At 54.2% G+C, this 19,616-nt stretch carries 20 protein-coding genes and 1 pseudogene; 19 read left to right on the top strand and 2 right to left on the bottom strand.

The window, feature by feature from the left end; all coding sequences use genetic code 11:
* Positions 1-5 precede the first annotated feature (5 nt).
* Both GQY55_RS24235 and GQY55_RS24230 read left to right on the top strand, forming a co-directional pair.
* Positions 6-1,187: a class I SAM-dependent methyltransferase gene (locus tag GQY55_RS24235; RefSeq protein ID WP_160044495.1), complete on the top strand. Its 1,182-nt coding sequence runs from the start codon at positions 6-8 to the stop codon at positions 1,185-1,187.
* Between the two features lie 50 nt (positions 1,188-1,237).
* Positions 1,238-3,385: an O-antigen ligase family protein gene (locus GQY55_RS24230; RefSeq protein WP_160044494.1), complete on the top strand. Its 2,148-nt coding sequence runs from the start codon at positions 1,238-1,240 to the stop codon at positions 3,383-3,385.
* A 92-nt stretch (positions 3,386-3,477) separates the two neighbouring features.
* Here GQY55_RS24230 and GQY55_RS24225 read toward each other — a convergent pair whose 3' ends face one another.
* Positions 3,478-3,789 carry a dehydrogenase gene (locus GQY55_RS24225; RefSeq protein WP_160044493.1) on the bottom strand — a complete coding sequence of 104 codons (312 nt, stop codon included), beginning with the start codon at positions 3,787-3,789 and terminating at the stop codon, positions 3,478-3,480.
* A gap of 155 nt (positions 3,790-3,944) precedes the next feature.
* Here GQY55_RS24225 and GQY55_RS24220 point away from each other — a divergent pair, with 155 nt between their 5' ends.
* The 16 genes and pseudogenes from GQY55_RS24220 (at position 3,945) to GQY55_RS24145 (ending at position 17,649) form a co-directional block, all read left to right on the top strand.
* Entirely contained in the window at positions 3,945-4,559 is a 615-nt protein-coding gene (locus GQY55_RS24220) for a DedA family protein (RefSeq protein ID WP_160044492.1), read from the top strand.
* A complete protein-coding gene (locus GQY55_RS24215; RefSeq protein WP_160044491.1) occupies positions 4,560-5,126 on the top strand; it encodes a thioredoxin family protein in 567 nt (188 codons plus the stop codon). It begins immediately after the preceding gene.
* A gap of 5 nt (positions 5,127-5,131) precedes the next feature.
* A complete protein-coding gene (locus GQY55_RS24210; protein WP_160044490.1) occupies positions 5,132-5,758 on the top strand; it encodes an MBL fold metallo-hydrolase in 627 nt (208 codons plus the stop codon).
* 440 nt (positions 5,759-6,198) lie between these two features.
* Positions 6,199-6,579 (top strand): ATPase, encoded by a 381-nt coding sequence (locus tag GQY55_RS24205; protein ID WP_160044489.1) that lies wholly within the window; start codon positions 6,199-6,201, stop codon positions 6,577-6,579.
* A gap of 239 nt (positions 6,580-6,818) precedes the next feature.
* Positions 6,819-7,418 (top strand): TetR/AcrR family transcriptional regulator, encoded by a 600-nt coding sequence (locus GQY55_RS24200; RefSeq protein WP_160044488.1) that lies wholly within the window; start codon positions 6,819-6,821, stop codon positions 7,416-7,418.
* Positions 7,419-7,422: 4 nt separating this feature from the next.
* Positions 7,423-7,851, top strand: a pseudogene (locus GQY55_RS24195) (DMT family transporter).
* 4 nt (positions 7,852-7,855) lie between these two features.
* Positions 7,856-8,284 (top strand): DUF5360 family protein, encoded by a 429-nt coding sequence (locus GQY55_RS24190; RefSeq protein WP_236575832.1) that lies wholly within the window; start codon positions 7,856-7,858, stop codon positions 8,282-8,284.
* A 194-nt stretch (positions 8,285-8,478) separates the two neighbouring features.
* The gene (gatC, locus tag GQY55_RS24185; protein WP_160044487.1) at positions 8,479-8,766 is read left to right on the top strand and encodes an Asp-tRNA(Asn)/Glu-tRNA(Gln) amidotransferase subunit GatC; all 288 of its coding nucleotides are present in this window, start codon (positions 8,479-8,481) and stop codon (positions 8,764-8,766) included.
* A 32-nt stretch (positions 8,767-8,798) separates the two neighbouring features.
* Entirely contained in the window at positions 8,799-10,256 is a 1,458-nt protein-coding gene (gatA, locus tag GQY55_RS24180; RefSeq protein WP_160044486.1) for an Asp-tRNA(Asn)/Glu-tRNA(Gln) amidotransferase subunit GatA, read from the top strand.
* A 26-nt stretch (positions 10,257-10,282) separates the two neighbouring features.
* Positions 10,283-11,719 carry an Asp-tRNA(Asn)/Glu-tRNA(Gln) amidotransferase subunit GatB gene (gene gatB, locus GQY55_RS24175; protein ID WP_160044485.1) on the top strand — a complete coding sequence of 479 codons (1,437 nt, stop codon included), beginning with the start codon at positions 10,283-10,285 and terminating at the stop codon, positions 11,717-11,719.
* 123 nt (positions 11,720-11,842) lie between these two features.
* Positions 11,843-12,313: a GNAT family N-acetyltransferase gene (locus tag GQY55_RS24170; RefSeq protein ID WP_160044484.1), complete on the top strand. Its 471-nt coding sequence runs from the start codon at positions 11,843-11,845 to the stop codon at positions 12,311-12,313.
* Between the two features lie 60 nt (positions 12,314-12,373).
* Positions 12,374-13,087, top strand: a complete 714-nt coding sequence (locus GQY55_RS24165; protein WP_160044483.1) for an MgtC/SapB family protein — start codon at positions 12,374-12,376, stop codon at positions 13,085-13,087.
* Positions 13,088-13,275: 188 nt separating this feature from the next.
* Complete coding sequence (locus GQY55_RS24160) at positions 13,276-13,923, top strand: hypothetical protein (RefSeq protein ID WP_236575831.1); 648 nt, start codon at positions 13,276-13,278, stop codon at positions 13,921-13,923.
* Positions 13,924-13,945: 22 nt separating this feature from the next.
* Positions 13,946-15,214: a DUF4097 family beta strand repeat-containing protein gene (locus GQY55_RS24155; RefSeq protein WP_160044482.1), complete on the top strand. Its 1,269-nt coding sequence runs from the start codon at positions 13,946-13,948 to the stop codon at positions 15,212-15,214.
* A 175-nt stretch (positions 15,215-15,389) separates the two neighbouring features.
* Complete coding sequence (locus GQY55_RS24150; protein ID WP_160044481.1) at positions 15,390-15,815, top strand: Fur family transcriptional regulator; 426 nt, start codon at positions 15,390-15,392, stop codon at positions 15,813-15,815.
* 121 nt (positions 15,816-15,936) lie between these two features.
* The gene (locus GQY55_RS24145) at positions 15,937-17,649 is read left to right on the top strand and encodes a glycosyl hydrolase family 18 protein (RefSeq protein ID WP_160044480.1); all 1,713 of its coding nucleotides are present in this window, start codon (positions 15,937-15,939) and stop codon (positions 17,647-17,649) included.
* 175 nt (positions 17,650-17,824) lie between these two features.
* Here GQY55_RS24145 and GQY55_RS24140 read toward each other — a convergent pair whose 3' ends face one another.
* On the bottom strand, positions 17,825-18,229 hold the full coding sequence (locus GQY55_RS24140; protein WP_160044479.1) for a YgzB family protein: 405 nt from the start codon (positions 18,227-18,229) through the stop codon (positions 17,825-17,827).
* Between the two features lie 120 nt (positions 18,230-18,349).
* On the opposite strand from GQY55_RS24140, the gene GQY55_RS24135 reads away from it, so the two are divergent.
* Positions 18,350-19,228: a nucleotidyltransferase-like protein gene (locus GQY55_RS24135; protein ID WP_160044478.1), complete on the top strand. Its 879-nt coding sequence runs from the start codon at positions 18,350-18,352 to the stop codon at positions 19,226-19,228.
* Positions 19,229-19,616 lie beyond the last annotated feature (388 nt).

The raw sequence follows: 19,616 nt of genomic DNA, 5'->3' as shown, positions 1-19,616 counted from the left end.
CTCTCTTGGAATCTTTACGCAAACTCATCCATGACATTACGGAAGAAACGACATTGATTACGGCGACGCTGAGCCAGCTGCGCAAACGCGAGGGCGCGACCTTTACGAAAGTGCAGATCAAGCCGGTCGAGCTGAAGAAAAAAATACATTACCAGTTCGCATACGTGCACCCGAACAAGGTCGTCCATCAAAACATTCCCGCGGAAGAGGCGGGGGAAGCGATCATGCGGCTGTTCGAGCAAACGTTCCGGCAAGGGATGATTTGCACGCCGGATGCGGACTATCAGATTTTGATCAGCAAAAAATACAAGGTGTCGATCCTGACCAAATCTCCGACCAAAACGACGGCCGACCTCGCGCATAACCGCAAAAAAAAGTATGTGCTGGAAGAGGGCCATCCGATTTCGTTCCTTGTCGAACTGGGTATAATGAATGAACAAGGGAAGGTTTTGGCCCGGAAATACGATAAGTTCAAACAGATCAACCGTTTTCTGGAGATGGTGGAGGACGTGCTTCCGGCGCTGCCTGAGGGACGCCCGCTGACGATCGTGGACTTCGGCTGCGGCAAATCGTATTTGACCTTTGCGCTCTATCACTACTTGTCGATCCAGGAACGGCGGCCGCTGAAAATCATCGGTTTGGATTTGAAGGCGGACGTCATCGAGCACTGCAACCAGCTTGCGGACAGGCTGCACTATAGCAACCTTCGGTTTTTGGTCGGAGATATCGCCGACTACGACGAGTTGGAGCAGGTGGACATGGTGGTGACGCTCCATGCTTGCGATACCGCGACGGACGCGGCCTTGGAGAAGGCGGTCCGCTGGGACGCTTCGGTTATCCTTTCGGTGCCGTGCTGCCAGCATGAATTGTTTAACCAGATCGACAACGAAGTCATGGAGCCGCTGTTTTCCCACGGCATCCTGAAGGAGCGTTTCTCGGCGCTGGCAACCGACGGCATCCGGGCCAAGCTGCTTGACATTCTCGGTTACAAAACGCAGCTGCTCGAATTCATCGACCTGGAGCATACGCCGAAAAACATTTTGATCCGGGCGGTCAAAAGCCAAGCTTCCGACAAGGAGCAGCTATGGCGCGAATATACGGCGTTCCGCGACTTCCTCCAAGCCCGGCCGTATTTGGAAAAAGCGTGCGCGGACCTGCTGCCAGGCGCGAAGGACGATTCGAAATAACGCTGGCGTTACCCGATCGGGGCTTCAGGAAAAGGAATAGGAGGCAGAACGTGAAACGCTCTGTTCAAGGCGTGGGAGGAGCGGCGCTGATGGCGGTGCTGCTTATATCTTGTCTGAATTCCGGCTTTTATTTTACGGCGGATTTATATCCGGCCTGGATGCTGTACGGCCTGCTGCTGTTTTTTGGGGGCGCTGCAGCGCTGATCCGGCATGCGGCGGCATCCGGAAATGAAAGGGTCGGGCCGGCAAGTTTCGGTTCCGTCTCCGAAACCTTATGGATTCTGAGTCCGTTTATATTGATGACCGTATATGCCTTTCACTGGCTGCTGGGGCCGTTGTCCGTTCATGGGACGGTAAACCAGCTGCTGCGGTGGTGGTTTTACGGTCTTTTTGCCGTTTCCGCAGCTGCCGTCGTCCGCCGCAAGGGAGGGCAGCGGGTTCTGGCGGCGGCGTGGCATGCGGCAGGCGCGCTGCTGTGCGGTTCGGCGCTGTTGGCGGTTTGCGGCGTCCTGCCGCTGCCGCATGCGGTCGTGTTCAGCTCGAACGCCGGCATCAGCGCCAGCGGAGCGAGACTGGCCGGCCTTGTGGAATATCCGAACACGTTCGGCATGCTTATGGCCGCTTTCCTGTTGGAGCGGCTGTTTGCGCTGCTCCGGCATGAGCCCGGAGCGGGAGAGGCCCGGCTGCTGCGGGCTGCGCTCCCGCTGCTGCCGTACGCCGCCGCGCTCCTTCTGAGCGAGTCGCGCGGCGCGTGGCTAGCGGCCGGCGCGGCCCTGGCCGCCGGCCTTGCCCTCCAGCGGCGGCGCAGCCTCGCGCCGCTGCTGCTTGCGGCCGCGGCTTTCGCGGGCGCGGCCTTGCTGTACCGCCAGCTGGCAGCCGCCTCGCTGGCGGTACGGCCCGTCCCCGGCCTGCTCGCGCTGGCCGGGGTTTGGGCCGGCAGCATGCTTGCCGGCCTGGGGGTTTGCCGCCTCGCGCGCAGCGGGGCGGCTTCCCGCCGCCGCCTGGCCTGGGCGGCAGGCGGCATCCTCGCGGCCGCAGGTGCGGCCGCGGTGTTTCTGACGGCGCAGGAGCGCATCGTCCGAAACTTCGGCACCGTCACGGCGCGCGGGGCGATGTACCGCGACGCGTGGCGGCTGTTTGGGCAGGCTCCCTGGTTTGGACAAGGCGGTGAGACGTGGCGGTTTTCGTACCGCGCCGTGCAGTCGAATCCTTATGTCGGAAGCCAGGTTCACAGCGGTTACCTGGACATGCTGCTGAACACGGGCATCCTTGGCACGTCCGTTTTGCTCCTGATGCTCGCGGCTGCCGGAGTAATCCTCTTTCGCCGCCGGCGCGAGCTGTTGCCGGCTTACGCCGTTTTCGCGCTGCACGGTGCCGTCGATCTTGATTTCAGCTTCGGGGTGGTCTGGCTTTTGATGTTTTTGTTGGCCGCACGGGGACTTTCCGATCAAACCGCGAAAGCCGACGGGGTTTTGGTGCAAAGAGAGGAAGATGGAGAACCATCCTACGAAAGGGCGGGGAAGGCAGCGGGAGGTTCGCGGCAGCGACCGCAGCTTGCCCGGTCCAGACATCGCCTTTCGGCGCTCGGCACGGCATCGCTTCTGCTGCTTTGGCTTGGCCTCACCGGGGGAGGCGTTTGGCTCGCCTTCCGCGGAGAAATGGGCCACCGGCTGCATGAGCAGGCGATGGCCGAAACCTCGCAAGTCCAAGCCGCCGCGCTTCTGCGCTCCTCGCTGGAATGGAATCCGGCCGACGCCGGGACGGCGCTGGAGCTGGCGCGCAGGCTGCCTCCCCGAGATGCCGAGACGGTGCTTAAGCGGAGCTTGTCCTATTCGCCCGGACACCCCGGTCTGCTGTTCGCCCTTGCGGACAATGCCGTCCGGCGGGGGGATGCCTATGCCGCCGCCTTTTGGACGGAGGCCGGCTTTCGCCGGGACAAATACAACGCGGGCGAGCAGACCAAAAGCCTGGAGGGCCTGTTCCGGCTGGCCCGGCGCAAGCTGGCGTCAGGCAGCGTGACGGAAGCCCGCCGGACCGTTGCCGCCGGGCTTGCGCTGTACGACGAATACGTCCGCCGGGCCGCAGACTCAAGCCGGGCCCAGGTCCGGAATGACCGGGAGTTCGGCCTGACCCGCGAAGCCCGCATATGGGGCCGCGAGCTTGCCCGGCTCGAACGATCCCTCCCCGTTTCGGAATAAACGGACGGGACCGGCTGCGGAAACTTCGGCCGCCGGATCGGAAGCCCGACGCCCTGCATCGTCTCTACCGGCATGTTTTACTGAACAGTCGTTCAGCCGCCGAAAGCTTCGCGGAAGGCTTTTCCGAGATGCTCTTCGTCCACCTTCCAAAGCGCGGCCAGCTCGCCGCGGACCGCTTCGTCCCACCAATCGCACAGCAGCTTCCGGTTGCTGCGGTTTTCGTGGATCCAGATCAGGTTGCCGATCACCTTGCGGTAATAGAGCGCTTCGCCTTCGCGGAGGGCGTCATCCGGGACATATACTTTCAGCCGCTTGACCGTCCGGTACAGCTCTTTGCTGCAGGCTCTGCGGATGCCGCGGGCCGAAGGCAGCGGAGCGTCTTTTTTCTGAGAAATCGGCGGCATGTGACCTACCTCCTTTTATTCCCCACCATATGCCGGAGAAGCGGGCAAAGACACCTTTCGGGCGCAATTGGGCGCAAGTAGAAGTCATGTCCGCTACTATGCTAGAATAGATGGGGATAGGGACTTCAAAGTACAAATAGAAGAGAGGGGCCACGGTGCATTTTATTTCGGATATCGTCAGTCAGTTGCTTCAATGGGTTGAGAGCCTAGGTTACTTCGGTATTATGCTGGGCTTAATGATTGAGGTTATACCTAGTGAAATTGTGCTTGCATACGGAGGGTATTTGGTTCATACGAAGAGTATCGGCTTTGTGGGAGCTGTAGTATTCGGTGTTATCGGCGGCGTCATCGCGCAGCTGTTCGTTTATTGGATCGGACGCTATGGCGGCAGGCCGGTGCTCGAGAAATACGGGAAATATATTTTTATTCATAAAAAACATATCGATGCTGCGGAAGCTTGGTTTAATAAATACGGCTCCGGGGTCATTTTTACGGCGCGTTTCATTCCGGTTGTTCGTCATGCGATTTCGATTCCGGCGGGAATTTCCAAGATGAATATCTGGCGTTTTACGATACTGACGACGCTGGCTACGATTCCGTGGTCGATCTTATTTATTTATCTTGGATCTGTCCTCGGAGAAAAATGGGAAAACATTAATCAAGAGGCAAAACCGTACGTGACGCCGATTTTGCTCGTTGCGCTTGCGCTGTTAATCGTGTATTTTGTTATCAAAATGGTGAAGTCGAGATCCAGAAAGGGGACAAAGTAAATGACAGTCAATTTGGCGGACAAGCTGAATACCGGGCTTTCCCCGCAGCAATTCATTGACGGCATGCAGAAGAACCGGGAGGAATTCCAGTCGGGTTATGAGGCGTTCTCGTGGGAAAACGACGGCGACCGCGAATTTTTCGAAAACCTGCGATCCCGTGACGATTTGCGCGTGTTGATTTTAGCTGCGGATTGGTGCGGAGACGTCGTGCGCAACGTGCCTGTCGTGTTCCGGGCGCTTGAAGCGGCGGACATCCCGACCCAAGTGCTTATTCTCGAAGAAAACTTCGACGTGATGGACCAGTTTTTGACGATGGGGGGACGAAGCGTGCCTGTCGTCATTTTTACGGATACGGACGGAAACGTCCTGGGCAAATGGGGGCCGCGGCCCGCGCATGTGCAGCAGATCATGGTACGGTTCAAGCAGCAGAACCCGGACCGGGAGGCGCCCGATTACCAGGAAAAAATGGCCGAGTGCCGCAAAGAGCTTATCGCAGCTTACGGGGAAGGAACCGATTATCATGCGGTCGTTATCAAGGAACTGCGTGAACTGATCTCGGGGTTTTAGGCGAAATGCTGAACATTCAAACCTTTTGCCTCGGACCGCTGCAAACGAACGCTTACCTGCTGACAGGAGAAGATCCCGGCCGCGCCGTGATCATCGATCCGGGAATGAACCCCGGCGCCCTCATCAAAAAAATCGAACCGCTCGAAATCGAAGCGATCCTGTTGACTCATGCGCATTTCGACCACATGGGCGGGGTGGATGAAATCCGGAAGCTTAAAAACTGTCCGGTGTACCTGCATGATCTGGAAGCCGATTGGCTTGAAAATCCGAAGCTGAACGGGTCGTTGAATTGGCCGCAGGTGTCGCCGCCGCTTTCAACCGCTCCAGCCGAATTCGGTCTGGACGAAGGGCAAAAGCTGGAGCTGATCGGCCATACCTTTACGGTGTATCATACGCCGGGGCATTCGCCGGGAAGCGTGAGCTTTTTATGCGGGGACGATCTTTTTTCAGGGGACGTGCTGTTCAAGCTTGGCGTCGGAAGAACGGATTTGTACGGGGGACGGGAACGGGATCTGCTCGACTCCATCCGGAACAAGCTCTTTACTTTCAAAGACGAAGTCAAAGTCTATCCGGGCCACGGACCGAAAACGACGATCGGATACGAGCGCGCCCATAACCCGTATGTGTCATAAACCTATCCGGAGGTCATTTTCTCGACATAAATCGAGAAAAACGGCTGGACAAACGGTAACACTCTTGATACAATGATGTTAATTTAATGTTACATTTACATTCGCGAAGCACGCAAGCTGTGGATTTATCCCGGTTTGCGTTCTTTTTTTGCAGCGTATATAATTTGATCTATCAGTAGTGTTTTCTGATAGATTTCCGGGAGAAACTTCTGATAACCGGGATAAAGCGCTATGAATGGGCTCGGCGTACAGATGTTGTTCGCGGTTTTTCGGCTTTAATTTCAGCTATTTGCCATTTTTTTGGCCGACATTTTGTGCGAATGGACCGGGTTTTTTTGAAATTAGGCCTTTTGCTTCGAATTCGGGCGGGTTCCGAGTAGACAGGCTCACTTTTTTTTAGTAGACTATACAAACAATGATAGACATCTAGGAGGTAGACGATGCTGCAACTTGGGGAAAAGATTGTGATCGTCGCGGACGCCTTTGAGCAGAACCTTCCTATAGGGGAATACGGTTATCTGATTGCTTATGACCGGAACCCGGACAACGCGTTTGATTATGTGATCCGGGTGCCTAAGATTAACCGAAACTTTTTCGTGCCATCGGGTGATGTGCAGCCGGAAGAGCTGCTCATTCAGCATGAAGTGGAGATGACCACGCGGGAAGCGCTGATCGATTACGCACTTGCGACATATAACGAGAAGCTGTTTCATCAGATCATGAACGGCGAGCTCGATCAGGAAGAAGAAGAGGAATCGGCGCCAGAGGTGCTTTCGCAGGCGGAATTCATCAAGCAAGTGAATTTGCGGGCCTGGATTTAGAAGAGTCGGCTACATGCCGGCTCTTTTTTGTGTATATGGTTTACTAAACCTTCACACTGGCCGTCCGGCGGGGTGGATCCGAACTGTAGGTTGAAAATGCCCGCATACCGGATACGGATGCATGTCGCTATGAAAATAGCGAAGCTTTGTTTTTTTATCTGAAACGCGGTATACTTTTTTGGTACTAAAAATAATAAAATGGTTTTATTGTTACCGAAAATGAATCCGGGAGGTTGTTCATGAAAGAGAAATTGCAGCAGGCCGCGCTTACGCTGCTGAATCGCAAAGGCTTCAAATTTACGATGGGGGATCTCGCATCCGAGCTTGGAATCAGCAAACGAACCATTTATGAGCATTTCGCATCCAAGGAAGAGCTGATCGGCGCGATCGTGGACGAAGCGATCCACGAAGTGCTGCAAACCCAGCGCGACATCTACGGGCGTCCGGATTGGAGCGCCGCGCGGAAATTAAAAGCCATATTGTCGATCGTGCCCAGCGGACTGCGGCTTGCCGATGCGCGGGTGCTTGAAGAGATGCGTCGCCACGCTCCGCAGGAATGGGTCAAGGTCGATCGTTTATTGGAGGAGGAGTGGGGCACCGTTGAAGCCTTGCTCCAGGAAGGCATCGCGTCGGGGGAACTGCGTCCCGTGGACATTCCGTCGGTCGTTCAGTGCATGCGCGGAGCGTCGTTTGCCGTTTTTGACCCGGATTTCCTCGTGAACGCGAAGGTGTCCCTCGTCGGCGCCGTTGATGCGATGGTCGATATGCTGTTATTCGGCATTGTTTCGCAAGGGGACGGAAAGAGCGACATAGCCGAATCTTCGGAAGGGATGCGATGAAGGCATGTCATGGGTTTATTTGATTTTTGCGATTGCGCTGGAGGTCGGGGGAACCGTCTCGATGAAGATGTCCAACGGTTTTACCAAAATCGTACCGTCCATACTGATGATCGTGCTGTACATATTAGCCTTTTCCAGCTTGAACCTGGCTCTATAGCAGGTGCCTGTCAGCGTCGCCTATGCCATATGGTCCGGAGTCGGCACGGCAGCCATTGCCGTTATCGGGTACATGTATTTCCATGAATCGATGACGCTGGTCAAAGCCGTTTCGATTGCCTTAATCATCCTGGGCGTCATCGGGCTGAATTTGGGAGATCGAGCCCATGGAGCCCGCTCGTCGGGAGAGCCTTCGGACATTTCGGAGAAAAAAATCCAAACGGAGCTTGCGGCGGGCATTTCCGAGCTGGCGGACGAACGGGGAAAGGGGATCTGATCCAATGAACGTTTTCCATCGAAAAGAGCCCTCCATGCACGTATTGAAATGGTTTTTTCTGTTGACGGATATTTCGTTTATTCTATATTTCGGCGCGACGGCACTGGGCCTCATCCCTCCCGAATGGGCTTATTCCGATTATAGGAACCCGATTTTGATCGCTTGGAACTGGTCGTTTTTTCCGCTCGACATGCTGGTGTCGGCAACCGGATTGACGGCGCTGTATTTGTACCGCAAGCCATCGCCGGCCTGGAAATCGGCGGCCTTGATTTCGCTCGGATTGACGTTTTGCTCCGGGATGATGGCCGTTTCCTATTGGGCGATCCGCTGCGAATTTGATCCCGCATGGTGGATTCCGAATCTGTTCCTTATGATATACCCCATGTTTTTTATCCCTAAGTTTTGGAAAGGCACGTTTGCTATACGGGTTTGAAGAGCTTGGCAAAGAGCCTGCAAAGGCTGCTCGGACCGGAGCGGTGGCCTGCCGGGGAATCCGGCGGAGCGCCCGGTTTTTCCGGCGGGAGCCAAGCTCCGCATTGAATTGTCTTTGGTTCTGCAATATAATTAGAAACGTTATCCGAGGCTTTAATCCTTTAATATAAGAAGGAATAAGGAGGAATCCGATTTATGAGCATCACCAATCAGGACGTTCGGCACGTGGCCAAGCTTGCCCGCCTCAATTTGAGCGCGGAGGAAGAGCAGATGTTCACGGAACAGCTGAACGCTATTTTACAATATGCGGAAAAATTGAATGAACTCGATACGGACGGGGTTGAACCGACGACCCACGTGCTGCCTGTCAGCAACGTGATGCGCGAGGACGTGAAACGCGAAAGCCTGCCGCTCGAAAAGGTCATGCTGAACGCGCCGGACGAAGAAGACGGACAGTTCAAAGTTCCGGCCGTGCTCGAATAGAATGTTTCATTACGAAAGGAGGAAGAGGCAACTTGAGCCTGATCAATCAAAATTTGAAAGAAATACATAGCAAGCTTCATCAAAAGGAGCTTTCTGTGCTGGAGCTGGTGGAAGAAACGTTCCGCACCATATCGGAACGCGATGAACGGATCGGCGCGTATTTGACTTTAAACGAAGAGGGCGCGAAAAATACGGCCCGCCGTCTTGACGACAAATTGGCGTCGGGAGAGGAGCGCGGTCTTCTTTTCGGGCTGCCTGCCGGCATCAAGGACAACATCGTGACGGAAGGCATCCGCACGACCTGCGCGAGCCAATTCCTGTCGAACTTCAATCCGGTATATGACGCGACCGTCGTGCGCAAGCTGCGGGAAGCCGACGCCGTCACGATCGGAAAATTAAACATGGACGAATTTGCGATGGGCGGCTCGAACGAAAACTCGAGTTTCCATCCGGTACGCAATCCATGGGATCTTGAGCGCGTTCCGGGCGGTTCCAGCGGCGGCTCGGCGGCATCGGTCGCAGCGGGAGAGGCTTATTTTGCGCTTGGTTCGGACACCGGCGGCTCCATCCGCCAGCCGGCCTCCTATTGCGGCGTTGTCGGCCTGAAGCCGACGTACGGGCTCGTGTCCCGTTTCGGCCTGGTCGCTTTTGCTTCTTCGCTCGACCAGATCGGTCCGGTCACGAAAAACGTCGAAGACGCTGCCTATGTCCTGCAGGCCATTGCCGGTTACGACAATATGGATTCGACTTCGGCCAACGTCGACATTCCGGATTATTTGAGCGCACTCACGGGTGACGTGAAAGGTCTGCGCATCGCCGTTCCGAAGGAATATATGGGAGAAGGCGTCGACGCGGGCGTGAAGCAGCAGGTCGAGGCTGCGCTGAAACTGCTTGAAGGCATGGGCGCGGTCGTCGAGGAAGTATCCCTTCCGCATACCGAATATGCGGTTGCCGCCTATTATTTGCTGGCTTCCTCCGAAGCTTCTTCCAACCTGGCCCGTTTCGACGGCGTCCGTTACGGCGTGCGGGCCGGACAATCCGGCAACCTGCTGGATCTGTACCTGGAATCCCGCAGCCAAGGTTTCGGTCCCGAAGTCAAGCGCCGGATCATGCTGGGCACCTACGCGCTGAGCTCCGGTTATTACGATGCGTTTTATCTGAAGGCGCAGAAGGCGCGCACGTTGATCAAACGCGATTTCGACCAGGTGTTCGAGCAATATGACGTAATCATCGGGCCGACGGCTCCGACGCCGGCGTTTAAGCTGGGCGCTCAGGTGGACAATCCGCTCACGATGTATCTGAACGATATTTTGACCATTCCGGTGAGCCTTGCCGGCGTACCGGCGATCAGCGTTCCTTGCGGTTTCTCCGAGGGGCTGCCGGTCGGCCTGCAAATCATCGGCAAACCGTTTGACGAAAGCACGGTGCTGCGCGTGGCGGGAGCTTTCGAGCAAAACACCGAACATCATAAACAGCGGCCTAACCTGTAATCGGCTTAAAAGGAGGGAACCCAAACATGCCATCTTCAAAATACGAAACTGTCATCGGACTCGAGGTCCACGTCGAACTGAAGACCGAGTCCAAAATTTTTTGCGGCTGCTCGACCGAATTCGGCGCTCCGCCCAACACGCACACGTGCCCGATCTGCTTGGGACATCCCGGCGTGCTGCCGGTGCTTAACAAGCAGGCGGTAGAATACGCGGTCAAAGCGGCGATGGCGCTCAATTGCGAAATCGCGGACGTAAGCAAATTCGACCGGAAAAACTATTTTTACCCGGATTCGCCGAAGGCCTATCAAATTTCCCAATACGATCAGCCGGTCGGACAAAACGGTTGGATCGACATCGAAGTCGACGGCAAAACGAAACGGATCGGCATCACCCGCCTCCATTTGGAGGAGGACGCGGGCAAGCTGACGCATATCGACGGAGGGTACGCCTCGCTGGTGGACTTTAACCGCGTCGGCACGCCGCTCGTGGAAATCGTGTCGGAACCGGAAATTTCTTCGCCGGAAGAGGCCCGCGCTTATTTGGAGAAGCTGCGCGCCATCATGCAATACTGCGAAGTATCCGACGTCAAAATGGAAGAGGGTTCGATGCGCTGCGACGCGAACATCAGCATCCGTCCTTACGGGCAAAAGGAATTCGGCACGCGTGCCGAGCTGAAAAACATGAACTCCTTCCGCGGCGTGCAAAGAGGCCTCGAATACGAGGAATACCGCCAGGCGGAAATTTTGGACGAAGGCGGGACCGTCGTGCAGGAAACCCGGCGCTGGGACGAAGCGCAGGGCAAAACGTTTACGATGCGCGGCAAGGAAGAAGCTCATGATTACCGCTATTTCCCGGACCCGGATCTGGTGAAGGTATACATTGACGAAGAATGGAAAAACCGCATCCGCGAATCGATTCCGGAGCTGCCGGATGCCCGAAAGGCGCGTTATACCAATGAATACGGTCTGCCTAGCTACGATGCCGAGGTGATCACCTCCTCGAAGCCGATCGCGGATCTGTTCGAAGACAGCCTGAAATACACGAAAGACGCGAAATCCGTTTCCAACTGGATTATGGGCGAGCTGCTCGGCTATCTTAACGCCAACAACCTGGAATTTTCCGAAGTGAAAATGACGGGCCAAGGTTTGGGCGAAATGATCGGCCTGATCGACAAAGGCACGATCAGCACGAAAATCGCCAAAACCGTCTTCAAGGAAATGCTCGAAAGCGGCAAGCTTCCGCAGCAAATCGTCGAGGAAAAAGGACTCGTGCAGATCAGCGACGAAGGCGCCATCAAATCGATCGTCGAGCAGGTGGTTGCCGCGAATCCGCAATCCGTCGAGGATTATCGAGCGGGCAAGCAGAAAGCGATCGGCTTCCTGGTCGGCCAAGTCATGAAGGAGAGCCGCGGGAAAGCGAATCCGGCGATCGTCAACAAATTGCTGGAAGAAGTGCTTAAGTAGTAAGAGGAACGGGTCTTGGGGCTTGTCCGCCGGACAAGCCCTTTTTTGTTAGGCGAATCTTTTTCGCCGGTTCATTTGTTCTTTTTTTGACTTGCGGCGTATAGCCTGAAAAGGGGGATCCCTGTGATAACCAAGCTTTCATTGCAGGACGGGGACATGGTGGACCAAATTTGGAGGCTGCAGCACATAGCCTACCGGCTGGAGGCCGAAAAACTCGGGTTTTACGATATTCCGCCGCTCCTCGATACCCATGAAACGCTGCGGAACTGCGGCGAAACGTTTTACGGCTGCTTGGACGAGGAAGGGGAACTGCTTGGCGCGGTGGCGACGAAACAGGAAACGCCGGGATCGTTGACATTGATGCGCATGATGGTCCATCCGGGCCATTTTCGCAAAGGCATCGCGGGGAGCCTCATCCGGCATGTGTTTGAAAGCCATCCGAACGTTCCGCTGTTTATCGTGTCGACCGGCGCCAAAAATGAACCTGCGGTCGCGTTATACCTCAAATACGGCTTTGTGCCTTACGAGACGTTTGAAGTTGCCCCTGGCGTGGAGCTTACGACCTTCCACAAGCGGGCGGACATATCGGTTTAAATGATCCTTCCTATGGCGGCGCAATTGCATTCATAGGGAGAACTGGGGAGAGATTGGCTTTTGACGGATCCATGGTATATAGATAACGTGCATATCCTGCTGCGCCTGCTGTTGTCTATGCTATTGGGCGGGCTTGTCGGTTTGGAACGGGAACGCTCCAACCATGCAGCCGGCCTTCGGACTCATATCCTTGTATGCATGGGATCGACGCTTATTATCATGTTGTCCATTTACGGTTTTTCCGAATTCGTGCACGAGATCAACATACGGATCGATCCTGCGAGACTGGCCTCGGCCGTCATTACGGGGGTCGGCTTTTTGGGAGCCGGAACGATTTTGTTTACCGGGAAATCGATCACGGGTCTAACCACGGCCGCGTCGATATGGGTCGTTGCCGCCGTCGGGCTCGCGGTAGGCGCGGGTTTTTACTTTGCCTCCGTTGCGGCGACGTTTCTTATTTTGCTGACGCTGGTCGTGTTCAACAAGCTGGAGCAGCGGTATATCCGCAGCAGCAAGCTCCATTTGATATCGGTTTGCGCCATTTCTGCTCCGGGGCTGCTCGAATCCATATCCGACCTGCTGGAGGAAGAGGAGATTACCGTGAAAAAAGCGGTCGTCAACGAGCGAAGCAACGTGCCGTACGGCGAGCTTCAGCCGCCTTCAACCACGGTCGAAATCGCTTTGAACGCGCTCAGCAAACGGGCATTCGATCCGCTGGAGCTCGCTTCCCGGATTCGCAGAATTGACGGGGTATCCACGGTCTCCATTGATTAATACGTACCGAAAACTCCCTTCCCAAAAGGGAGTTTTTTGCTTATTTAAGGGCGCGCATCCAGATATTTACCTGTTATTGTGCCGGTTATATAGGGTAGTATCATCTATATAGAATATAGGGTAGGCTTTTTTTTGCTTAAAAATGATTGAAAATCATAGAACTACTTGAGCGGGAAAGGAGCGGGAACATGCACAGCGTTAAACATACCGGCGGTTCGGACAAAGAAGCGGCGAAAGGACACCGCATGCATAATAAAAAGAAAACCGTTGTCCGCTCCCGGCGCCTGTTCTCCCGCAAACGCAAATTTATGGCCGGATTGCTGGCTGCCGTTTGCCCGGGTCTCGGCCATATCTATCTCGGGCTGTACCGTAAGGGTATCGCCTTTATTTTTACGCTGCTCTTGGACGCTTCGGCGCTTTTGTATTTCTCGTCCATCGGGATGCAGATCAACGTTCCGCTGCTTATTTTGCTGGCGCTCGTCATTCCGGTGACTTATTTTTACAACGTGTATGACGTGTTGCAATCGGCGGATTACGTCATCCTGCACAAGGTCCGCAATTCGGGGCAAGAAGTTCGGGAGGCTTCACCGTACCGGAATCCGTTTACCGTCGAACGAAGCTCGTTTTTCGGAATCATGCTGATCGCGGGCGGCGCGCTTATGTTTCTTTTTTACCAAAAGCCGCGGTGGCTGAAGATCTACTTGGAGGATTACGGGAAAGTCATGGTGGCGGCGCTCCTGGTGGCTGCGGGCTTGTGGGCAGGGTGCCGGGAAATATGGATTTTGCGAAAACAGCGCGGCTCTCAAAAAACGGATCGGGAAAAGAGCGGACAATAAGGCGGGCGAACGGAGGGATATCATGAACCGGAAACGGCGCATGCGCGTCGGAAGATTCACGGCTGTCCTGCTGCTGATCGCGACGGGCGCGCTTCTTTTTGGCGATGCCCTTCATGGCACCGATCATTTGCTGCTGCTGCTGAAATGGTGGCCGCTCATCATCGTGCTGTGGGGGCTTGAATATATCATATTGCATCTGATATCGCGGCATGCTAAAGGAGCGGGCCGGCGATTCCAGCTGGATCTGCGAGGGGTGATGCTGGCCGCGGTCTTGTCGACATCCGTGTTTATCGTGGCGGAGCAAAAGCATTACTTGCATCTCTGGAACAAGGTGAGCCTGAATCTCGCTGCAGCGGGCGTCGACTACAGTGAAGCGGAAGGGAACAGCGTCGGAAAGGATCTGCTGGCGGTTCCCGTAACGCTGAAGACGCAAAACGTCAACGTCGAAAACATTAACGGGGATATTATCGTCCAGCGCGGGCCGGTGGCGGACATCGGGGTTCAGGCGGAGATCTGGGTGGATCAGATTACGGGCCCGGAAGCCGAAGCGATTGGACGAGAATCTTCGCTTGATGTCAGCGGCGACAGCACCATTACCATTCAAACCAAAGGGAAAGCGTACGGACAATCCGGCAAAAGGCAGCCGCGCATGAATCTGACGATTACGCTGCCGGAGGACCGGCGTTTCGACCTGTCGCTGCGGACGATGAACGGAAGCATCCGCTTGCAGCATGTCGAGGCGATCAAGCAAATTTCGATGGAAACGGCCAGCGGCGATCTTTATCTGAATCAGGTGACCGGGAACGTAAAGGGCAGCACGCTGAACGGAAAAGCCAACGCTTACCATGTCCTGGGCTCCGTCGATTTAAGCACCAATCAAGGCAGCATGCAGGTGGTGGACGTTTCCGATGCCGTGACCCTCACGACGCAGGTGGGCAATTTGTCGGTACGGAAATCGCTTGGGGCTATTGATGTCCGAACGAAAAACGGGAATATCGACGTGGACGGAATCCGTTCCGGTCTGAAGGCGGAATCGCTGAACGGCGGCATTACGGCACGTTCCGGCGTCGTCGGAGGCGATTGGGACATTTACAGCGCCGTAGGGGAGCTTACCCTTGCGCTGCCCGAAGCGGGGAGCTACGAAATCGACGGCAGCATCAGCTACGGCGATATCCATAACCAGTTTCCGGAGTTCACCGTGGATAAAAAGAACATTACGGGCACCATCGGCCTGGGGGAACATAAAGTCCATATCGAAGGCAACAGCGATCTGAGCGTGAATAAATATTGAGCGGGCGCATATCGTTTATTCCAAGTTCTTTCAGGGAGGGCCCCTTCGTTGACAAAGTCGAAACGATGAACGTACAATAAAGTTATAAATATGCTTTGAATGCTCAATTGAAAATTGTTTTCGTTAACATTCGAGAATATTAGAATTCTGTTTAATTTATAAGGCGGTGGGTAAGATGTCAACGCGAGTCGAGCATGCATTGGAACAACTGAAATCGAATGGTGTTCGGATTACGCCCCAGCGTCATGCGATATTGGCTTACCTCATGGAGTCCATGAGCCATCCAACAGCGGATGAAATTTATCGTGCGCTGGAACCTAAATTTCCGAGCATGAGCGTAGCAACCGTATATAATAATTTGAAAATGCTGATCGAAGCCGGTATGGTTCATGAGCTGACCTATGGAGATAATTCAAGCCGTTTTGATGCGAACGTATCGGATCACTTTCACGTGATTTGCCAGAAATGCGGAAAAATCGAAGATTTCAGTTACCCGTCCCTGGAGGACGTGGAGCATACTGCTGAGAAAAGCACCGGCTTTCAGATCCAAGGATTGCGCATGGAGCTGTACGGGATTTGCAGCAGTTGCAAAAATAAGTAAAGCATCCGTTTCATGCTTTCTGCTTTCGATAAAACGTGCGGATTCCTGCAATGGATCCCACGTTTTTTTAGTTAACAATCTTTTCGGCAATACGAATCTTTAGATTACGGAGGATCAGCCTTTGAGTAGAAGTAGACGTAAACGCCGTCCCACGGCGAAAAGGCGGTTTGCCATTTTTCTCGGATTATGCCTGATAGCAGCCGGAGCTTATGTGACCGTTACCGAGGTGCTTCCGAATCCGCTGCATGAAAAGCCGGACTGGAAAGGGATGGACAAGCCCATATTCGTTCAGGGCAAATTGCTCGACGAACCTGCCGAGGGTTCGGGCGAACAGCTGAAGCTGCCGCTCTCGGTGCTGCAGGAAACGGTAGACCCCAATATACGCTATGAAAAAGGATCGCAGTCGCTGATCATGACGACCCCCGCCAAGGTGATGCATTTGCAGACGGGGGAAAAGGATGCGCAGCTGAATAATAAGCAGGTACAGCTCCGTTTTGCGCCGGAGGAGAAAAAGGGCTTGCTCTATATGCCGATTCAACCGCTGAAAGAGCTGTACGGCGTCACCGTTCATGAGGACCGGAACACGGGCGCGGTGCTGCTCCTGAGAGCCGGGGATACGGTGCAGACGGGCAAAGTCGCCGGCAATGGAGATTCCAAAACGGCGCTTCGGAAGGGGCCGTCCAAACATGAACGGATTTTGGCGGACATGCCTGGGGGTACATCCCTGCGGATTTGGGGATCCGAGGCTTCATGGTATTTCGTGCAGATGGATAACGGATATGCCGGTTACGTGCCAAAGTCCAAGGTAAAGCTCGGCGAAAAGAAAACGGTCGAAGCCGTTCCTGAAGAGCCTACGCAAGCCGAACGGAACTGGGAAGGCAAACCGGTAAACCTGGCCTGGGAGGCCGTTTATCAGAAAAAGCCCGACCCGTCCGTCATCGATCAAATGACCGGGGTCAATGTCGTCAGCCCGACCTGGTTCAGCATCATCGACGGTGAGGGCAACGTCCGCAGCAATGCAGACACCGCCTACGTGCAAAAAGCCCATGCCCGCGGCATGGAAGTATGGGGGCTTCTCAACAACAGCTTTGACCCCGATATTACTTCGAAAGCGATGGCCACCTACGAGACCAGATTAAACGCCATCAACCAGATCCTTGAATTCGCCAAGATGTATCATTTGGACGGCATCAATCTGGATTTCGAAAACGTCAAAACGAAAGACGGGGAAAACGTGTCCCAATTCGTTCGCGAACTGAAACCGCTGGCCCGGGCGAAGGGTTTGATCGTGTCGGTGGACGTTACTCCGAAGTCGGGAAGCGAAATGTGGTCGCGTTTTTTGGATCGGCGTTCGCTTGGGGAAACGGCAGACTTTATTATTTTGATGGCTTATGACGAGCACTGGGCATCCAGTCCGAAAGCCGGATCGGTGTCATCTCTGCCATGGGCCGGGTCGGCGGTCCGCAAAATTCTCGAGGAGGACGAGGTGCCGCCCGAAAAATTGATTTTGGCGGTCCCGCTGTACACGCGGATCTGGTCGGAAGAAGTGAAGGACGGTAAAACGAAAGTATCCTCCAAAGCGGTAGGAATGAAAACCGTAAATGAAATCATCGCGGAGAAGAAGCTGAAACCGCAGTATCTGGAGGACGTGAAGCAGAACTACGTCGAATACACGGAAGACGGCGTAGTGAAAAAAATATGGATTGAAGACAAAACGTCGCTCGCCGAAAGGGTGAAGCTGGCTAAGGAGCTTAATCTCGCCGGCGTCGCGGCATGGACCCGCAGCTTCGGTACCGATGAAGCCTGGGATGTGCTCCAAAATATTTCAAAGTAATGCATGCTGCACTTATAAGTGATTCGAAAATTTTCGTGAATCATTGTATTGTTTCTTTTTGATCCTTTTTTATAGTTGAGATCCGTTAGAGATATTCCGTATTGAACGCAAAGAACCGGCCATCCGTTAAGGGTGGCCGGTTCTTTGTTTTTTAGCACTCAGAAGCGAAAGGCGCTTAATGGTGATGGACGGCTGATGAAGGGCTGCCTTGCGTTTCCTTGTGTTTTTGAAGTTCTTCCAGCTCGTCGTCCGTAATGTCCGCCAGGTTGATGTCGGTCGTCATGATGGTTCGGCAGAACATGCAGCGGTCCGTTTTTCCGAGCATTTTCGTCGGTTTGTGACATTCCGGGCATTCGATCGTTTTTACGCTCGTGGAAAGCATCCCGGCCCAAAAATAAATCCCCAGGCTGCCCATCATGGCGATCAGGCCGATGATGAGACCGATCGCCGCCACGATTTTTCCGGCTTGTCCCCAGAAGACGATCCCTGCCGTGCCCAGCACCATCAGCATCATGCCGATGATCGTCAGCAGCAGTCCCCAGGTACGGAAAGCAACGATTTTTGCTGTTTTGAAGATCATGGATCATTGGCTCCTATCATCGATTTAGTTGTATTCAAAAAGAGGAACTGACATGGAACATGTAGAAGTATATTATAACTGAATTGGCTGCTTTTCGCCAAGGAATGCATGGAGGGAGACATGGATTTGTCCAATTTGTCTTTTTTTTATGGAGAGTCTTTTGATACCGATGCCATCGGCATGATTATATATCGTCAAGAAGCCCACAAATTCGACGGATCTTTGCTTCATGACTTCGATTACATCGTCCTCATCGTTCGCGAAGGCCAGGAAGCGGAGCTGGTGGTCGAGCATACGCTCGTAGGAGGGCTGCCGTGCCAGACGCTGCATGTTTCGGCCGAATCCCTTCAGAGCTGGCTGATAACAGGGGACAAAGGAGACTTGATTCGCTGTTTCGTGGAAGGGGAGCTTGTTAGGGATGACGGCGGCAAGCTGGCCCGGCTGCGCCATGAATATGCGGCGTTTGATCAGCCGCTGCGGGACCGGCAAATGCTGTACGAATTTTCGCGGTTCCTCAGTATTTACGTCGAAGCAAAGCGTTATTTGCAAGCGGGTTACGTCATCGATGCTTATCAATCCGTGCTGGATTCGCTCAAGCATTGGGCGAGGATCGAACTCATCGAACGCGGGGTGCTGCCGAACCAGGCTGTATGGGAACAAGTCAAGGAATTAAACACGGCGATCCACAAGTTGTACGAGGAATTGACCCAGAGCACGGAAACGATTCGGCAGCGGGTAGAACTGGTGCTTCTGGCTTGCGAATTCTCCGTGATGTCCAAGATGGCCGAGTGCTCGGTCCTGCTGTTCCGCGTTTTGGGAAGCAGAACTCAGCCGTGGAGCATTGAGGAATTGATACATCATCCGGATTTGCGCATCGTGAAAAACGAGCTGCCTCTTGTCATGCGCAAGCTGGTCAACCGGTCCCTGGTAAAAGAAACGGCAGCATGGTCCGACGATTCGGGATCGGACAGCCCGGGGATCCGTTATTCGGCGGAATAATGATCTGGACATCGATTATTATTAAGTAATTACTTTGGTGCGTTCATTTTGAGGGAGAAAAGCTCTCCCTCTTTGTTTATGCATGGAAAAGACGTATCGGGGAAAGTTATAAGCAGTATTTGCGTTTTTTTGACTTAGAGGTTGACTCATTAATGTTTTATGTGTTAAATTATAACTCGCCCCATGAAACCTCGGGTCATTAATAACGAGGATTCGACAAGCGCAAACATTGGCTGAAAAAAAGATCGAAAAAAAGTGCTTGACGAAATGATGGGCGGCATGATATATTATAAAAGTCGCCGCTGAGATGCAGCGATGAACGAAACGAAAGAATTTGATCTTTGAAAACTGAACAACGAGTGAGATTAGACCTTGCTTGCAAGGTCGA

The sequence above is a fragment of the Paenibacillus sp. USDA918EY genome, assembly GCF_009870825.1.
Lineage (GTDB): Bacteria > Bacillota > Bacilli > Paenibacillales > Paenibacillaceae > Paenibacillus_AQ > Paenibacillus_AQ albilobatus.
This window is presented reverse-complemented; position numbering and strand designations above follow the sequence as displayed.

Excerpts from the sequence above, each read along its gene's own strand:
- GQY55_RS24225 (WP_160044493.1), bottom strand. The coding sequence starts at position 3,789 with ATGCCGCCGATTTCTCAGAAAAAAGACGCTCCGCTGCCTTCGGCCCGC.
- GQY55_RS24215 (WP_160044491.1), top strand. The coding sequence starts at position 4,560 with ATGACAGTCAATTTGGCGGACAAGCTGAATACCGGGCTTTCCCCGCAG.
- GQY55_RS24210 (WP_160044490.1), top strand. The coding sequence starts at position 5,132 with ATGCTGAACATTCAAACCTTTTGCCTCGGACCGCTGCAAACGAACGCT.
- GQY55_RS24205 (WP_160044489.1), top strand. The coding sequence starts at position 6,199 with ATGCTGCAACTTGGGGAAAAGATTGTGATCGTCGCGGACGCCTTTGAG.
- GQY55_RS24200 (WP_160044488.1), top strand. The coding sequence starts at position 6,819 with ATGAAAGAGAAATTGCAGCAGGCCGCGCTTACGCTGCTGAATCGCAAA.
- GQY55_RS24190 (WP_236575832.1), top strand. The coding sequence starts at position 7,856 with ATGAACGTTTTCCATCGAAAAGAGCCCTCCATGCACGTATTGAAATGG.
- gatC (WP_160044487.1), top strand. The coding sequence starts at position 8,479 with ATGAGCATCACCAATCAGGACGTTCGGCACGTGGCCAAGCTTGCCCGC.
- gatB (WP_160044485.1), top strand. The coding sequence starts at position 10,283 with ATGCCATCTTCAAAATACGAAACTGTCATCGGACTCGAGGTCCACGTC.
- GQY55_RS24160 (WP_236575831.1), top strand. The coding sequence starts at position 13,276 with ATGCACAGCGTTAAACATACCGGCGGTTCGGACAAAGAAGCGGCGAAA.
- GQY55_RS24155 (WP_160044482.1), top strand. The coding sequence starts at position 13,946 with ATGAACCGGAAACGGCGCATGCGCGTCGGAAGATTCACGGCTGTCCTG.
- GQY55_RS24150 (WP_160044481.1), top strand. The coding sequence starts at position 15,390 with ATGTCAACGCGAGTCGAGCATGCATTGGAACAACTGAAATCGAATGGT.
- GQY55_RS24140 (WP_160044479.1), bottom strand. The coding sequence starts at position 18,229 with ATGATCTTCAAAACAGCAAAAATCGTTGCTTTCCGTACCTGGGGACTG.
- GQY55_RS24135 (WP_160044478.1), top strand. The coding sequence starts at position 18,350 with ATGGATTTGTCCAATTTGTCTTTTTTTTATGGAGAGTCTTTTGATACC.